A 14,110-nucleotide genomic window follows, 5' to 3' on the forward strand; every position below is an offset into this window, starting at 1 on the left:
ACGGCACTGCGGATCACCGCAGGATCCACCCAATGACCGCATAGCTTCCGGTAGCGCGGTCAGTCGACTAAGTCGATGGAAGCACACTTTTTCTAACCCACGACGGGCCTTCCCGTTGTGGGTGGGCCTTTGTAATTTTTTGGAGGCCTTATGAAAATGGAACTGGCTCTGTATCAAGCGTTGATCGCGATCAACGTCCCCGAGCCGAAAGCCCACGCAGTCATCGAAGCATTGGAGTCAGACATGCAAACCCTTCTCGCTACCAAGAGTGACATGACGACTCTTGAACACCGCATAACAGCGGAAATTGCGAAAGCTGATGCAAAGCTAACTGTTCGTATGGGGTTAATGCTGTCGGCAGCCGTTGGCATCATGATTGGCGCAATGAGATTAATTCACTAACCGACTTACCAAAGCTAGCTCTGATCTTTATCCGAACCACCTGTCTCGCGACAGGTGGTTTTTTATACGCGTTTATTTAGTGGTAACTGTGGCTGAAGTACATCCGATTTTCTGGGGCATCTGCCCGCGCTTAGATTTGAGATCTGCTTGAACGCCCTGTGGCAAATTGCTCCATAGAGTCAGACCCGAGCGTTCTTCAATCTCTTCTACCGTTACCTGGAAGTCACAGAAGCTCGCTGAGCGTGGGGTGCTTTGCTCCATGATGAAAGCGGCATAGAGGCCGTTGGCAGGAGTGTTGCCAGTGAAGATCACCTTCCAGTAGCCACTGGGGATCGTATGAATCTTATTTGTGCCTGGTAGCGAACCGATGTTCTTTTCGTAGAGAGGACCTGTGGCCACATAAACGGCGTCAACGTCGGGCGCCTTGATAAGGTTGCGCTCCTGATCCTCTAGGCGAGCCCATGCGCCTTGGTTTAAATCGGCTTTTTGCGGCGTGATGTTGGTGAGGTAGTTCAGGGTCTGCCAATCGGATACACCGCCCATGGAAGCGAGATTTGCTTGGTGGCCACGGTCAATTTTAAGGGCGACGCTCGCTCCGTTGTAGTCGACTGGGTTTAGTGTTTCGCCGGCGGGAACGTCAGGGTCAGTTTTCCAGTTTCGGGGGCGCCCGCTGGCTGGCGTTTGCTTTGTAATTTTGTAAGCGACCCAGTTTGCAAATTTGGTTGAGCCGTTGTTGTTTAGGGTGTAGGCCTGACGGTTGAAGGTGACTTCACTGCCGCCTGATGGGCAGCCTACGGAACAGTTATCGACGACCGAAGGCTCTGCCAGCTGGAGTTTCGCCGATCCATCTGAAACGTTCGCAGATTGAGGCGTGGTACAGGCACCTAACACAGGAAATATAAGAAACGAGACCAATTTGATTTTCAGCATTCCTTGCATAGCGTTTCTCCTAAAAATGATTCATTAGCTTAAAGATGAACCCCCTCCGCGGCCATGCAGCTGTTCCACGAATGCATTGCCAAAAATGCCAACAGCCTGGGTAGGCAACTGCAAAGCCCCCCTAGCCTGCGATGAACACTATCGGCTATCGCCCCATAGCTACCGGTGACGACTGGCAGAAATCGACCAAAAACAGACGGTCGCGGTATCTACAGAACCATTGCCGACTCAGTATGATGCTGATGTTTATTTGTTCGCATTGCTTCTACGTTGACGGACATCGATGAGAACGCGGCATGGATGGCACAGGGTGGCATTCACCGCTCTGTGAATTTGGAGAGCTATCTACTTGAAAAGCCAAGGAAAATACAAATGAGCGATGGGTCAACTTACTCAGAGCTTGTAACAGCCGACAATCCTGAATTACAGAATCTAAAGCTATCGTGGGCTACGGCGGTGTTCACCGCAGATGATGGACTAGCTTCCATGACATCAATGCATGAAGCTGGCGACTCCATCGTTGCAGTCGGAATGATGAATGATGAAGGGCTAATGATTCTCGGCAGCGGGGTAATGATCGGCCCTGGGCTTTTATTGACTGCAACCCACGTATTAGAGGAAATCTCGCAGCATAAAAAAACTCCTATCTTCTTTACATTCTTGCCAAAGACTTCTCGAATATGGCTACCATTCGATACTTCTACTGTATCGGGCCCAAGCGACTTCGGAGAAGACCGAAAAAAAATATCAGATTTATCTTTGGTGAGCTGCACACTGAATTCCAGAGCACATTCGGAACTACCCCTGATGCTCACGCCGTTACAGGTGGCGCTGCCCTTAGTAGGCGAACGGCTGTGGGCCTTCGGCTATCGACATCAACTGATTATTGATGGCGCAGCGTCAATCACACCGTTCGTATCGTCCGGACTTGTGACCGAGGCTTTTCCGCATGGCCGAGGTGAGCGAATGCCCTCTCCCTGCTTAGAGGTTCAGATGGACACGCTTGGCGGCATGAGCGGTGGGCCGGTAGTAAATGCAGACGGAAAGTTGGTAGGAATTGTATCTTCTTCTTTTGACGGTGGGCCTTCTTTCATAACTCTAATATGGGACGCGCTTCGTTTTGACATCAAAGGCACGATCCCTCTACTAAATCGCCATGACGAGACCAACTTGATACAAGCTATGCACTTAGGGCTAGTAAAAATCTCAGGGGATTTTGAACGAAAACCTTGGGGGGACATCGTATTTGAAATGTCTGCTGACGAAAGTGCTTTTATGGAAAGGTCTTGCGACCCTGGGCTCTTATTACAGAAAAAGGATAGACTCACCAAAGACGAAATCGAGAAGTTCATAGATGATTGGGGTTACGAGCTAGAGCAGGACGCTACATCGAAGGCCATCGAATATCTTAATAACCTTAGTGTGCAAAATAAACACGATATATTAGGAATCTCAGGCATTACCGAGGACTGCCTAAATCTCATAGAGGATTTTGTGGCAGAAGACTTTGAGGGCATTGAAGATACAGATGTCAACGCCATAGAAAGAATCACCCCATCAGAGTTGAGTGTTGACTTCTACTTCAATCTACTGTCAGTATATTGGGTTGTTCGAGTAACAAAAGAAAACTATAAATCCAATGAGCATTTATTCAGCGGCCACTTCATAAATCAAACTGATGATAGTGATCATATAGTATTGGAAATCATGCAGCGGTTGCATTTTAGAGGAGATTTTGTTTTTGATCTCGTCGATGAAGGTGTCAATCAGAGCAATATTACATGGCTAGGTATTCAGAAGCCCAAGCGCCGAACAAGGGATTTACCCATAGCGTGAGAGATGCTCTGAAAGGCCCTATGGGTCGTTCTATGCCGGCCATGTCGACGGCTGGTAGTGGTCAAATCCGATGCAAATGACTGGTCAGGTCGAACGCAAATGGGTGGGCAAGTCTGTGCAATTACCCAATTGCACAGGTGAACTGTGAGTTCACCCGGTTCACCTGTTCACTAAGATGGGTACCTTTTCGCTAACACAGTCCCGCGGGTTTCCGACCCCGTGCCTACCTAAGATCCCCAGAGTCCTTGGCCAAAGTCAGTGCCCCAGTCGATGCATCACCTTGTTCTTTATTGGCGGACGGCCCCTTACAAGCGCGCTGGGTTTCGGCACATCTGCACTCGAGACAAAACCTGATTGCTTTCGCTGGCGGGTGCTCTCACCGATGGGGTGTGGGGCTCGAAAGACGTGTTACAGGTGTTGCGGGTGTTACGAAGGATATTATGTGATTGAATTTTACAGGTTTTATTGGTGTCACACACTGTTAGTCTTTTATGTGTCTTGGGTGTTACGCGCCAAATAGGTGTTACAGCAGCATTTAGAAATTGGGTAAGTAGTAGCCTGCAGTCGGCCAAATACAGATCATCGTTTTGGTTTACGCTCATTAAGCTGCGCGCCTTTTGAGACACAACAGGAAAGCAAATGACGATGCCCCTTACCGAAACAATTACGCGCACCACGAACTTAATTCAAGGCCAGATGGGATTCTGGAAGGAGGCTCACGGTTGGGCTCCGATCGAGGCTGCAGAACTGCTGAATAAATCAATGCTCGAATGGCAGAGTTCACTGGCAGAGCAATTGCCAGCATGGTGCGGTACGTTGACCAAGGGGCAACTGATCCTTGCCTGGGCAAACCTAGGTGCCTTAGTCGAGGGGCAGATGAAACTGCTGTTGTCGGTGCATTACCAGGAATACCTGGCGGATGCTCATTCCATCAAAAAGAAAAATGGGAACACCGAAGATCCTGATGGAATAACTCTGGAGCCGCTGATTCTCTTTTTCAGGCGAAAAATTTGGTCGACCAAAGAGGATTGGGAGCCGTGGGTGCGGATGGTCCAACAACGAAGAAACGCGATCCACGCTTTCAAGGCCAAGACTATCGGTACCACTGATGAGTTACATTCGGCGCTGGGCACATTCCTCGAGTTTGTGAGGTTCATAGATGGTCGACTACCTTATCCTTATGAATATTATGCTCCTCAAGAGTACTAAATCCATGCTAGGCAATGGTTGGTATTAGAATCGTATTGCCTATTCAGTAATGGGGGGTGGCCGCCTAGCCCACAGAGGTCATTCCTGCGGAGCACGGTTGAATCGCCTAAAGCATGTTCGGACTAACTTAGCTTGGAAGTGTCGTTCTTAAGCTGACGATTGTGAGGGTCTTGGCTCCGCGCGTCAGTGCAACATAAAGATCTTTCGGAGACATCGTGTCCGCTTCAAGAATAATGGCGTGCTGATACTCCAAACCTTTCACGAGCAACGTTGTTCCAATAAGCTTGTTATGTCGGATGGGGCGGCCAGCGTGACGGAAATCACGTTGGAAAATGTTGGCGCTATCCATAATCGACATCTCTGGGCTTTCGATATTGATTTGCAGTATCTTAATAAGTCTATTAAGGAGGTCTCGCCGGTAAGTGCAAGTTTCCATAGCGCCTTGGATAGCTTGAAGGAAGGCCAGGCAATTAGCACTTGTCGCTGAAGATAGATAATTATTAGCGATCCCGAGGATGTTTGGATACTTGGTCGCTTGAGTTGCCTTTGCAACCTCACCCCGCTTGGTTCCTGTAGTCAGTACCCCGTCTACGCCTGTCATACATTTTTTTGCGAATTCGATAGTCAGAATTATTTTTGCACCCGGTAATTTTGCGGATTCGAGTTTTTTTATAAATCTAAACAGGTCTTTTCCTTCCACCTCCTCAATGCTAGAAAACTTTCCACCTAGTGCTTGTGCGAGCTTGTGTGCTTTATTCTTGGATTTTTGGTCACCTGAATATATTGCAATGACAGGATCGTTATCGTCCAAAAATTTATATAAAAAATTCAGCCTCTTCCGGTTAGTGAAGTCATTTAGATCGACCGAGACGCGAGTTAGGCCTTTTGGCAGTGGTGCCTGAATTGTAAACTGCTCGTTAGCACGGAGCCTGGCGCCGATGCGGTCTAACCATTCACCTAGCTCAGGTGCGTCGGCCAAGTGCCATCGCCAAGGTTTTGTTAACTCCCCGAGCCTTTGATAATACGGATATATATGTTTTTCCCACTCAACCGGCGCGTTGGCAAAATCAAAAATAGCCTGAAGTGGGTCACCTAATAGCCTGCAAGGTAAAAATTCGGCAATCCCTTCGACCAGCATGTGTTGTTGTATCGAGCAATCCTGATACTCATCGACATAAAAACCTGAGTACGAATTTTCCAGTAATTTCTTGCTGAATGGCCTTTCGAGTAATGCTGTGCAAGCTAAGTAAAGTTCATCCCATTCTTTGCCGTCAGGATACTCAATAGACCACTTGGATGTGGAAGGGAAGCTAAGGCACATGCGTAGGGCCCAGCTTGCGATAGTTTCTACCTGGTAAAGCGAAGAGGGAACCGCCAATGCCTGCATTTTCTTTTTAATAGAACTAACCCCAGCATAAGTGTGGGTTAATACCAATTGTCGTTGGGTGGCGGCGCTTACAGCCATAGCTATTAAGTGTGTCTTGCCATAGCCCGCTGGAGCTATGACGTACCCTTTTTTTTGGAATTCAGCCAGTATTGTATGAAGATTATCAGTCATGATCGGCCCATGCCCGAACCTTTAGCAGTTTCTTGCCTAGGTCACTCAGTAGAAATTCACCGTCGACGAATGCTTCCGCAACGACGTCAACCCAATCCTCTCCGCCCGTGATGGACTTGAACCAAGAAGAGCTTTTCGCAGCGTCACCTATCGCTCGACGTAGATCTAGTGAGTCTTGCCATTCCGAAATTACTTGGGGTTGGGCAATATCTAGTTTTGAACGTACGTTGTCATGAACCGGGTAGCCGGATTCTTTAGCAAGTTTTAAGCTCGCCTGGACGCAGTGCCATGGCAAGTCGAACATTGCCCTTTGCTCTAGAGATAGGTGATCTGCCCACATCAGAACAGAAACGCCATCTATCTCTAGATCCTGACCATCTTTTTCCGAAAACTGTTTGGGTGCATCACCATCAGCTACAACGCAAACTTGATATCCTAACGTTTTGAAGGCTGTGGCTAGTCCTTTCACTTTACTCGCTCCTTTGGCGTCAAGGATCGCTGTGCCTAAGTATGAGAACGCGTTCAGTTTTTGCCGGAGCCAATAGTTGTCAAGCCCTCTCAAGAACCCTACTTCAGTAGCCCCTTCGCAAACTATTATTTTCTTCGATAGAAATGCTTCAGCGCTGGATCTGATATGTCCTTGCACATTCAACTCAGATAAAACCGGCGAGTCTGTGTGAACTACGCTTACATTGCTTACTAGTCGGTGAACTATGTGAAGATTGCAGGTACTAAGTTCTCGCAATACCGATGGTGAGTGCGTGGTTATAAAATATTGTCCGGTTTTATCATCTTTGATGTATTTAACCAGCCGAGCAATACGGTGTGGCTCAAGCCCTATCTCAAGCTCGTCAAAAAGTGTTACGTGGTTTTTCTGAAGGGTTTCCTTCTGTATGCCACACATCAGCATCCGTCTGGATCCTAGCCCCAGCTGTCTTAGTGGTATTTCACCATCATGTAAACTAAGGCCGCCTACTCGAATATTGATAGATGCCGTGTCTAAATGCGCTTTATAGTTCTGATCGACAGGTACGCCCAAGTCTCTAGCTACGGTCTCAGATTTGGTTGCTGCAGCATCGAAACTAGCTAGTGCATTTTCCCGTTCATCATCAAGTGATCTCCGCGCGGCGCGGCTAGCGTCCACCAGTGCCTCAGTAAGGTTCTCTGATTCAGTGATCCTTGCTAGTGCGCTTCCAGCCGCCCAGGTCAGCTGTTTCTCACTATATGATCCTATTATGCCCACATTCAGCTTTGCTCGATCAGAGGCCCTAAAATCTACGCCATCAATGTTGCGAGCAGTCGTAATTCTCCACTTTGGTTCTAGGTCTCGCTCAACAGTTAGATTGGCGCTAAGTACAATCTCATCGTGATCGTCAGGCTCATCATTCAGCTTTGACGTGGCTTTATCCCAGCCTTGCAGAAGACTTCCGTATTTTTGAATGGAATAGAATTCATTGGGTATCTCACCAAATACCACGTTAATTTCGATCGGTTCGTTAACGTCACAGAGATGAAAGTCTGAGTCGTTAAACGAAAGGTTCCATTGGGGGTGGAAAGCGCAGCGAATAGCTTCAAGAATTGTTGTTTTTGCTGAGTCGCCCTTTCCGATCAAACACACTATTCGCTCATCGGGTAAATTCCAATCGAGATGCTTAATCCCTCTGAAATTTCGAATGCCAATTTTCTTAATCTTCACTTCGCCTCCGCTGCGTTTTGTATCTGCGTAGGGCAGCTTAGCTGAGGTATAGGTCGTTGTAATTTCAAAGTGATGCTTCGGCCAAGGAATGGGCGAGTTAGCGCTGTGCGGCCTAGCAAGCCTCACGAACGCTTCAGAACATTGCATTTGGAACTGCGGTGGCCTGGACTGCTCCGGCCAACTGCGCAACTCTGCCTACGGCTCGAGATTCACAGAGGCTTGGGTTGCAAGATCAGTTGATTGCGGCGTAAGTGGTGGGGATGTGATCGGAGCTGCTGTGCGGTGACTTAAAGCTCGTTCTTCCCTGCGCTTTTGTCGCCTTTTCTCGGCTTCAAACTCTTGCATAGGGTGCTTAACGAAATGCTGTTCATAGGTTTTCAGCAGACCGGCCTCCTTACTCGCTTTTGCTTCGGCCAGCACGTATTCAGCGTCACGGAGCTGAATTACCAGCTTGCTGCTTTCTTCCTGTCTAGCGCCCACAAGGGCTAGTGCGTTCTCAGAAAATCTGCCACTCGTCCACAGCTCATAGCGCTGGGTCAGTGCTGCCCAATCCGGATGGTTTTTTGCGGCGCTTCTTAGTACAGGAATTCGCTTATCCAGCCATTTGATAACCTCGTCATCATCAAGGGTGCTGGCCGGATGGATACCTTTGCACTCGATGAAGATAACCTCATGATTTTTGCGTACCGCAAGCACGTCAATTTCGGCCTGTTTTCCAATTGGGTCTTTCACGATCCGATTCATCTCTTGATCGTATCCTGCGAACGTCGATCTAGAAATTTGAGCTACAGCGAATTCAAAAAGGCTTCCACGTAACGAATAGGACGCGCCCTCTATTCGTGACAGATCGTTGAAGATTTTATCCAGCGCTGCGGGGCTGTCCGTTAGCTTGGCGGTGTCGTTCAAAACATTGCACAGGTTTTTCAACGCAACGGCTACGTCATGGCCAAAGAGGCTTTCAGTCGTGGCCGGGATAACTCCTTCCCGTTTCAGCAAGGCAAAAGCCTCGGTTTGGTAAGCCTCAGCCACAAATACCTGAAGGCATTTGCCAACTTTCGGTAAGCTCCGAAGCGTGGTGCATTTGTGTAGGAAAGCGCCTATATCGTCCGGAGAGATCCAGCCATTCAGGGCTATATCGCAAACGAAGAAGCCTGGCTTCAGGATTGTGGTGGAATAGGTCCGCATTGGATGCAGGTAGGAGGGCCCAGCTAGGTCCCAGTTGAAGGTGCCGACTTTCGGCAACGTGTCGCGCCCTTCATCCTCCCTGGTCTCAACTGACTCATAGCTCACCATTCCAAGGTTCCTTGCCCAATCTTTGACCGCCAGGAGCGTGACCTTCTCGGCAATCAAGCGGCTTTTCATTTTCCCCCACATTGATGGAAGATCTGACACTTGCTCTCTATCGCATCGCATGACCGAAATCTGTCCACCTGGAAGATCAATTTCTTTCACCAGGGCAGCTTTGATCAGTCGTTCAAGCAGGCTTTGCGCTGAAATGTGCTTTTTCTGCGCTATGGGGGCGCCGCATGCGATGAGGAAATGTGTCCGAGGCATCACATTGTCCCGCAGCTCAAGTGCTCTCAAAGCCAGATAATAAGCGCTCCGCGTTTTTTTCAAAGCTGCCATCAGGTTGTGGAAAAAATACTGAGAGCCGTAGCTTTGTTCTAAGTAAACGAAGCGAGCGCGATGAGGGAAGACGATTTGGCTCAGCTTATTCACCCCATCACAGCCACGTTCAACGCGTTTTCTGGCAGCTGTTGGATTCAAGCCATACCTCTGCTCAAGCAGTTTCGATAAATCACTGCTCAGCATTGGTCCTTCACGCTTGAGGATGTCCGCGATAGGGCTGTCATTCATGGTCGATACCTGAAATGTCACACAGCGCTATTTATACTAATTGTAAACAAGTGTGGGTCGATATTTCACGATCCTGCGCGAGAGCCCCGGAAAATAAGGGGTGCAGCGACTAAAAATGCATTTATTCTCGAAAATGTCACAATAGGTCATTCCCTGATAACTCAAGTGATCCTATGTGTGTTGACACCGCATGTTGCCCTCTAGATTCCTGATGTGCCGATTTGACAGAGAGCTTTCCTCGAGTTTGCTCGCAAATGGGCCGTGACATGAGGAGTGGGCTTTGCTGAAGTGGAGTACTTCTCCTCAAGCCGAGCTTCTCGTCAGGTATCGATGTCATTGTCCTGCTTCAAGGCCTTAAGGAACCAGGTCGGAGGCTTCAGGTCATCACGATCAAACATGTTCGCGGGAACGTCCTTCCAGAACTCCAGGATGGCGTTTGAGATGCCTTCTATCTGATCGTCGTTCACACTCAAATGCGTGTGATCTAGCCACTCAAGACCGGTAGCGGGTAAGCCGTACTCTGACCGTATAGGATCAGTTAAATACTCTGGGCATTGCTGCTTCAGGTCCGCTAGAGCTTTTCCGTCTCCGTGTTTGTATACGTTCACGAGGCACCGGCAACCATTTAAGATTTGCAAGTATTTTTGGCTGGTAACTGGCCATCCTAAACTTACAAGGAGAGACATAATTGAAGGGAAGTCAGCAGACCACACCTTGGCTGGTGCGGCTGGGCCGCGATGCCAGTGACGCATTTCATCAGTAATCCAACCCCTGAGTTTTTTTTCCCAGTTGTGGAACATCCCGGCGACGACACTCAGTCGCGTCTGCATACGCATCTCATCCAGGAGAAGATAAAACTCGATGCCTGCGTCCCCAGAGGCTTCGTAGATGGAACCAACATCATCTATATCAGGATCAAAATTCGCTGAACGCTCATTTAGCCAAGCTTCCGCTGCGTTGTCGGCGTCCTGCTCCATATTTGCGAATTGGCTTAAGAGTCGGCTGCGTGCCTGCTCGATGTAGAAATGGTGCTGGCCAATTAGCGATTGCCGGTACGGTTCCCACATTTGAAACAAAAGCTCAGCCTTAGGCATGATTCGAATCCCGCTCAAATGACAAATGTTTGTTGACACCTCGCGCGGTGGTCTTCTGGCTGCCGCGGGTTGTTCCGTCTTGCCTACTTAGGCGGATTCGACCGTAGAATTGCGGCGTCGTACCCTTACATTCTTACGATCGTAGGTTTTTTGAGATCCACATCTGGCCGTATGCGCCCGTGTGACTTTTCCATCAGGTTTACGATGGTGAAGTTGATCTATACAGCTGAATATATTCTGAGTCCAAAGGCAACACCTTTGAGAAGCGAGTGACCGTTTCTAGCCGATTTCTGCCAGTCGTGTAGGGCTGTTATCGACTGATTCCTACCGTTATCCGCACGCAACGAAAGCTCCCTCCCAGCTAGGAACACAAATCGCAGAATTAGTCAGGCGAGCGCTGGATCATCCTGTCGATGGTGAGTCTTCGGCGACTCGAACCCGGAGTGAGCGGTACAGGAAGTCAAATGAACGAACTGATTTTTACGCGACATGCATTGAGCTACAACTGAAACGACCAGTCCAGAAAGTGTGATAAACAAGCAAAATTCCCCGACCACGTCACACCATCACCATTGCTCCCTTCACTCTTGAAACGGCTGCACCGCCTGCAAATGGTTCGAGAACCCCGAGTCTGTCTCACACCGCCAGGTCGCCCACAACTTACAGCCCTTCCCTTCCCCCACATCCAACTCGAATGCCAGCCAGTTCCTGGCGGGCATCATGTAACGGTTAGATCCCGGAAAAAGCATCATCTCAACGCAATGCTGCACGTCAATCGACTGAACCTTACTGGCGGTCTGGTTCAATAGCTGAAGGAAAAGCCACTCTGAAACCCCTATTAACGAGGGGTGAACCACACCGGAAGAGGTGAACTGTTGAACCTGCGCCCAGTTGGAGGTCGGAGGAATGTCCCTCCGATAGCAACTCCCCCAAGCCGCCACATGCACATCCCCCGAGGCAATCGATACACGTAGCAGCTTTTTCTCCGCAACACGCGTCAACGTCTCCAGCAGCCGCTTACGCTCACCTTCGTGATCACCGTGCGACCAATGATCCTTCAAATCATCGGCGTTGCTGTCGAGCACATCATCCTGACCAAACGTATCGAGCAGCCCTTCAGCCAGCGACAACTTAGGATGTGCCACAGGCACAGACGACATGAAAATCAGGTGCTGACACTTGCTACCTGGGTGAGCCGGTTTACCATCGCGAAGCGTGTCGAGCCAGTCCTGCATAGCCTTCCAGCTTCTCTCACCAAGCACCTGAGTGCGAGAACGTTCCGTGCGTAAATCCCCCACATACAAGGACACAGGTCCTATGTGATGAGCAAAACTGAACCCCGGCTGCTGATCGAGAAATGGCAGCGCCAATGGATCGCCCGCGAGCTTCACACTCCATTCGATCGGCTCAAACTGCGGATCCTGTTTTGAAATATTCACCCGCTGTTGCTGCGCCAGCAAGGGTGGCAAATCCTCGAGCGCGTGCTGAAGCTGAAAGACCCAAAACGCCTGGCGAGCACAACGCATCAACACTTGGAACACAGAGCAGTGTTGCATCTCTGGACTGTAAGAGCCCCAGCCATCGAAGATGTCGTGGTCATCCCACATCATCACCGTTGGTATACGCGACATGGCATCGGCCGCATCCAGGTTCGGCAAACCCTTGCCCCAATCGCGACGCGCGTCCGGTAACCAGCGCTTGGCATAGAGCTCGAAATAATACGACTCGATCTCCTGCTCAAGCGCAGCATTCACCTTGAATTTCAGCTGGTCCTTACGCGACAACCCGACCCATTGCTTGAGAGGTTTGACATCCTCCCAAATCGAGTCGAAGTAAATCTGATCCCCACCCGTCAGCAGCAGGTGGAAGCGCTTCAAGTGTTTGTCATGAATTCGGCTCTCGTGCCAAAGCTGTTCCTTGTCCAGCTCGAAACTGTTGGGACGCAGTTCACTATCATGGTTTTCGATTAGATCTGCCCAAACAGCATTTTCGGGTTTGGCTAACTTGCGCATGGCAGCGGGATCCGAAAAGCCATTGCAGGAGACATATGCCATCCTGGGCGCGTAGTCTTTCCCGGGCACAGAGAACTTCCATCTGAAATTTTCCCCCACCAAACCAAACTCTACGACCCGCTCCTCCTTCTGGAGGGCACAGCTCAGGTCATAACGAAGGATGGTTTCCTTAAGTCCCGCCAACAGAACCACAGGGACTGGGCACGCTTTTCCTTCAATAGAGAACTTCGGTACAGGCGAACCGGTGGTGATACCAATCAACGCAGTGACCCTCCACTTCCCTGCACTGGTTCCTCGAAACGAAAGCACGGGCCCCACGGTGAAAAGCGGCTTGGCCATCCTTGTTATCTCCCTTGATATTCAGCAGCGATCACCCTGACGATCTTGGCGCGCGAAGCAGCTCTCTTGGCCAAGATGTCGGCTTCGCCGGTTTGATCCAGCCACTCCATGAATCGTTGTAGGGCATGTCGGGTTTGTGATTCATCACGGCAATTCGCCAGGAATGCAAACTGCACTTTCTGTACATCGTCCGCGACGAAGATGCCGAAGGAACCACTGACCACCGTGGCATCGGCGAAGCCCAGCAACGCGGTCGCCTGTGTCTCTGTTGCACCTCGATGACAGGCAATCAGATGCAATGGTCCAACCGCGGCTTTCAAAGCATCCGCATGAAGGTGATCTCGTAGAAAGGGTTTACCGACAAGCTCGCGCGCTGCAGCGACAGTGAATGCGGCCGGGATGGCGTGGACCAAAACTGCTACTTTCGCACCGGCAATGGGAACAACGACGGCAGTCTCACTGGAGGGTGCATCTGTCCCGGTAAGCGCTCTCAACAGAACTGCTTCCATTGCTCGTTTGCGCTGACGGAAATCGAGACGGGTCCAGTCGAGCGCCTGCCCCATGTCAAAACGCGTAGAGGCCGCTGCCGTAACACCCCGCTGGGTTAGCACAACCAGAGCGTCAAGAAGCGCTTCATGCACCCGGGTGCGCAATTGCTCGACAGTGGAAACAGTCCCGCCTCGAAAAGGTGTCTGCAGCGAGACAAAATCCTGGAACAGTTTATTGCGAGCCGTCTCTGCATCCTGCCCTTCACCCACCGGGATATTCGGCATAGCAATCAGGCGCACCTTGCCGCGGGTAGTGGCCAAGCCTTCCATGTATTCAGCATGACAAATGCCAATGTCGCCAGCACGCTTGGCCCAACCTGCATTCCCATTGGACAACACAAGCATCACATCGCAATCACAAACCGCCTGCAGGCAGGTATCCCAGCTGTCATCCATGGCATCGGCGGGTGGAGCGTCTTCATTGATCCAGACTTCAAACACCTGCTTGCCGAACAGCTTTGTGCCTTCAATCTCGCGCTTGAGTTGCTCGCGGATTGAGCTAAGGGTGTGTTCGCTGCCAATGGGGAAACGGTCGTTGCAACGACTCGAAAGCATGACCTTGATTTTTTTGGACTGGGCCATCCTTGCTCCTAAACCTCAACCAGAGGCTCTAACGGCTC

General features: G+C 50.1%; 10 protein-coding genes. 3 read left to right on the forward strand and 7 right to left on the reverse strand.

The annotated features are described in order from the left end of the window. Nucleotides 1-150 precede the first annotated feature (150 nt). Nucleotides 151-402, forward strand: a complete 252-nt coding sequence (locus tag ACYZTW_RS19895) for a hypothetical protein (protein WP_462001436.1) — start codon at nucleotides 151-153, stop codon at nucleotides 400-402. 72 nt (nucleotides 403-474) lie between these two features. Here ACYZTW_RS19895 and ACYZTW_RS19900 read toward each other — a convergent pair whose 3' ends face one another. Next, complete coding sequence (locus ACYZTW_RS19900; RefSeq protein ID WP_462001437.1) at nucleotides 475-1,341, reverse strand: DNA/RNA non-specific endonuclease; 867 nt, start codon at nucleotides 1,339-1,341, stop codon at nucleotides 475-477. A 372-nt stretch (nucleotides 1,342-1,713) separates the two neighbouring features. Here ACYZTW_RS19900 and ACYZTW_RS19905 point away from each other — a divergent pair, with 372 nt between their 5' ends. Both ACYZTW_RS19905 and ACYZTW_RS19910 read left to right on the forward strand, forming a co-directional pair. After that, on the forward strand, nucleotides 1,714-3,177 hold the full coding sequence (locus ACYZTW_RS19905; RefSeq protein ID WP_462001438.1) for a trypsin-like serine peptidase: 1,464 nt from the start codon (nucleotides 1,714-1,716) through the stop codon (nucleotides 3,175-3,177). A gap of 639 nt (nucleotides 3,178-3,816) precedes the next feature. Further along, nucleotides 3,817-4,386, forward strand: coding sequence for a hypothetical protein (locus ACYZTW_RS19910; RefSeq protein WP_462001439.1), 570 nt, complete (start codon nucleotides 3,817-3,819; stop codon nucleotides 4,384-4,386). 127 nt (nucleotides 4,387-4,513) lie between these two features. Here ACYZTW_RS19910 and ACYZTW_RS19915 read toward each other — a convergent pair whose 3' ends face one another. The 6 genes from ACYZTW_RS19915 to ACYZTW_RS19940 form a co-directional block, all read right to left on the reverse strand. After that, nucleotides 4,514-5,944 (reverse strand): UvrD-helicase domain-containing protein, encoded by a 1,431-nt coding sequence (locus tag ACYZTW_RS19915; protein ID WP_462001440.1) that lies wholly within the window; start codon nucleotides 5,942-5,944, stop codon nucleotides 4,514-4,516. After that, the gene (locus ACYZTW_RS19920) at nucleotides 5,937-7,640 is read right to left on the reverse strand and encodes an ATP-dependent nuclease (protein WP_462001441.1); all 1,704 of its coding nucleotides are present in this window, start codon (nucleotides 7,638-7,640) and stop codon (nucleotides 5,937-5,939) included. Before ACYZTW_RS19920 ends, ACYZTW_RS19915 begins: the two co-directional genes overlap by 8 nt. A gap of 195 nt (nucleotides 7,641-7,835) precedes the next feature. After that, complete coding sequence (locus tag ACYZTW_RS19925; RefSeq protein ID WP_462001442.1) at nucleotides 7,836-9,497, reverse strand: PDDEXK family nuclease; 1,662 nt, start codon at nucleotides 9,495-9,497, stop codon at nucleotides 7,836-7,838. Between the two features lie 320 nt (nucleotides 9,498-9,817). Further along, entirely contained in the window at nucleotides 9,818-10,591 is a 774-nt protein-coding gene (locus ACYZTW_RS19930) for a hypothetical protein (RefSeq protein WP_462001443.1), read from the reverse strand. A gap of 581 nt (nucleotides 10,592-11,172) precedes the next feature. Continuing rightward, entirely contained in the window at nucleotides 11,173-12,942 is a 1,770-nt protein-coding gene (locus ACYZTW_RS19935; protein ID WP_462001444.1) for an alkaline phosphatase D family protein, read from the reverse strand. Nucleotides 12,943-12,947: 5 nt separating this feature from the next. After that, the gene (locus ACYZTW_RS19940) at nucleotides 12,948-14,072 is read right to left on the reverse strand and encodes a hypothetical protein (protein ID WP_462001445.1); all 1,125 of its coding nucleotides are present in this window, start codon (nucleotides 14,070-14,072) and stop codon (nucleotides 12,948-12,950) included. Between the last annotated feature and the right edge of the window lie 38 nt (nucleotides 14,073-14,110).

The organism is Pseudomonas sp. LB3P25, assembly GCF_054897985.1.

Bases quoted from the DNA above. Each gene is read 5' to 3' on its own strand.
- ACYZTW_RS19935 (WP_462001444.1), bottom strand. From the start codon at position 12,942: ATGGCCAAGCCGCTTTTCACCGTGGGGCCCGTGCTTTCGTTTCGAGGA.
- ACYZTW_RS19940 (WP_462001445.1), bottom strand. From the start codon at position 14,072: ATGGCCCAGTCCAAAAAAATCAAGGTCATGCTTTCGAGTCGTTGCAAC.
- ACYZTW_RS19925 (WP_462001442.1), bottom strand. From the start codon at position 9,497: ATGAATGACAGCCCTATCGCGGACATCCTCAAGCGTGAAGGACCAATG.
- ACYZTW_RS19930 (WP_462001443.1), bottom strand. From the start codon at position 10,591: ATGCCTAAGGCTGAGCTTTTGTTTCAAATGTGGGAACCGTACCGGCAA.
- ACYZTW_RS19895 (WP_462001436.1), top strand. From the start codon at position 151: ATGAAAATGGAACTGGCTCTGTATCAAGCGTTGATCGCGATCAACGTC.
- ACYZTW_RS19910 (WP_462001439.1), top strand. From the start codon at position 3,817: ATGACGATGCCCCTTACCGAAACAATTACGCGCACCACGAACTTAATT.
- ACYZTW_RS19915 (WP_462001440.1), bottom strand. From the start codon at position 5,944: ATGACTGATAATCTTCATACAATACTGGCTGAATTCCAAAAAAAAGGG.
- ACYZTW_RS19905 (WP_462001438.1), top strand. From the start codon at position 1,714: ATGAGCGATGGGTCAACTTACTCAGAGCTTGTAACAGCCGACAATCCT.
- ACYZTW_RS19900 (WP_462001437.1), bottom strand. From the start codon at position 1,341: ATGCAAGGAATGCTGAAAATCAAATTGGTCTCGTTTCTTATATTTCCT.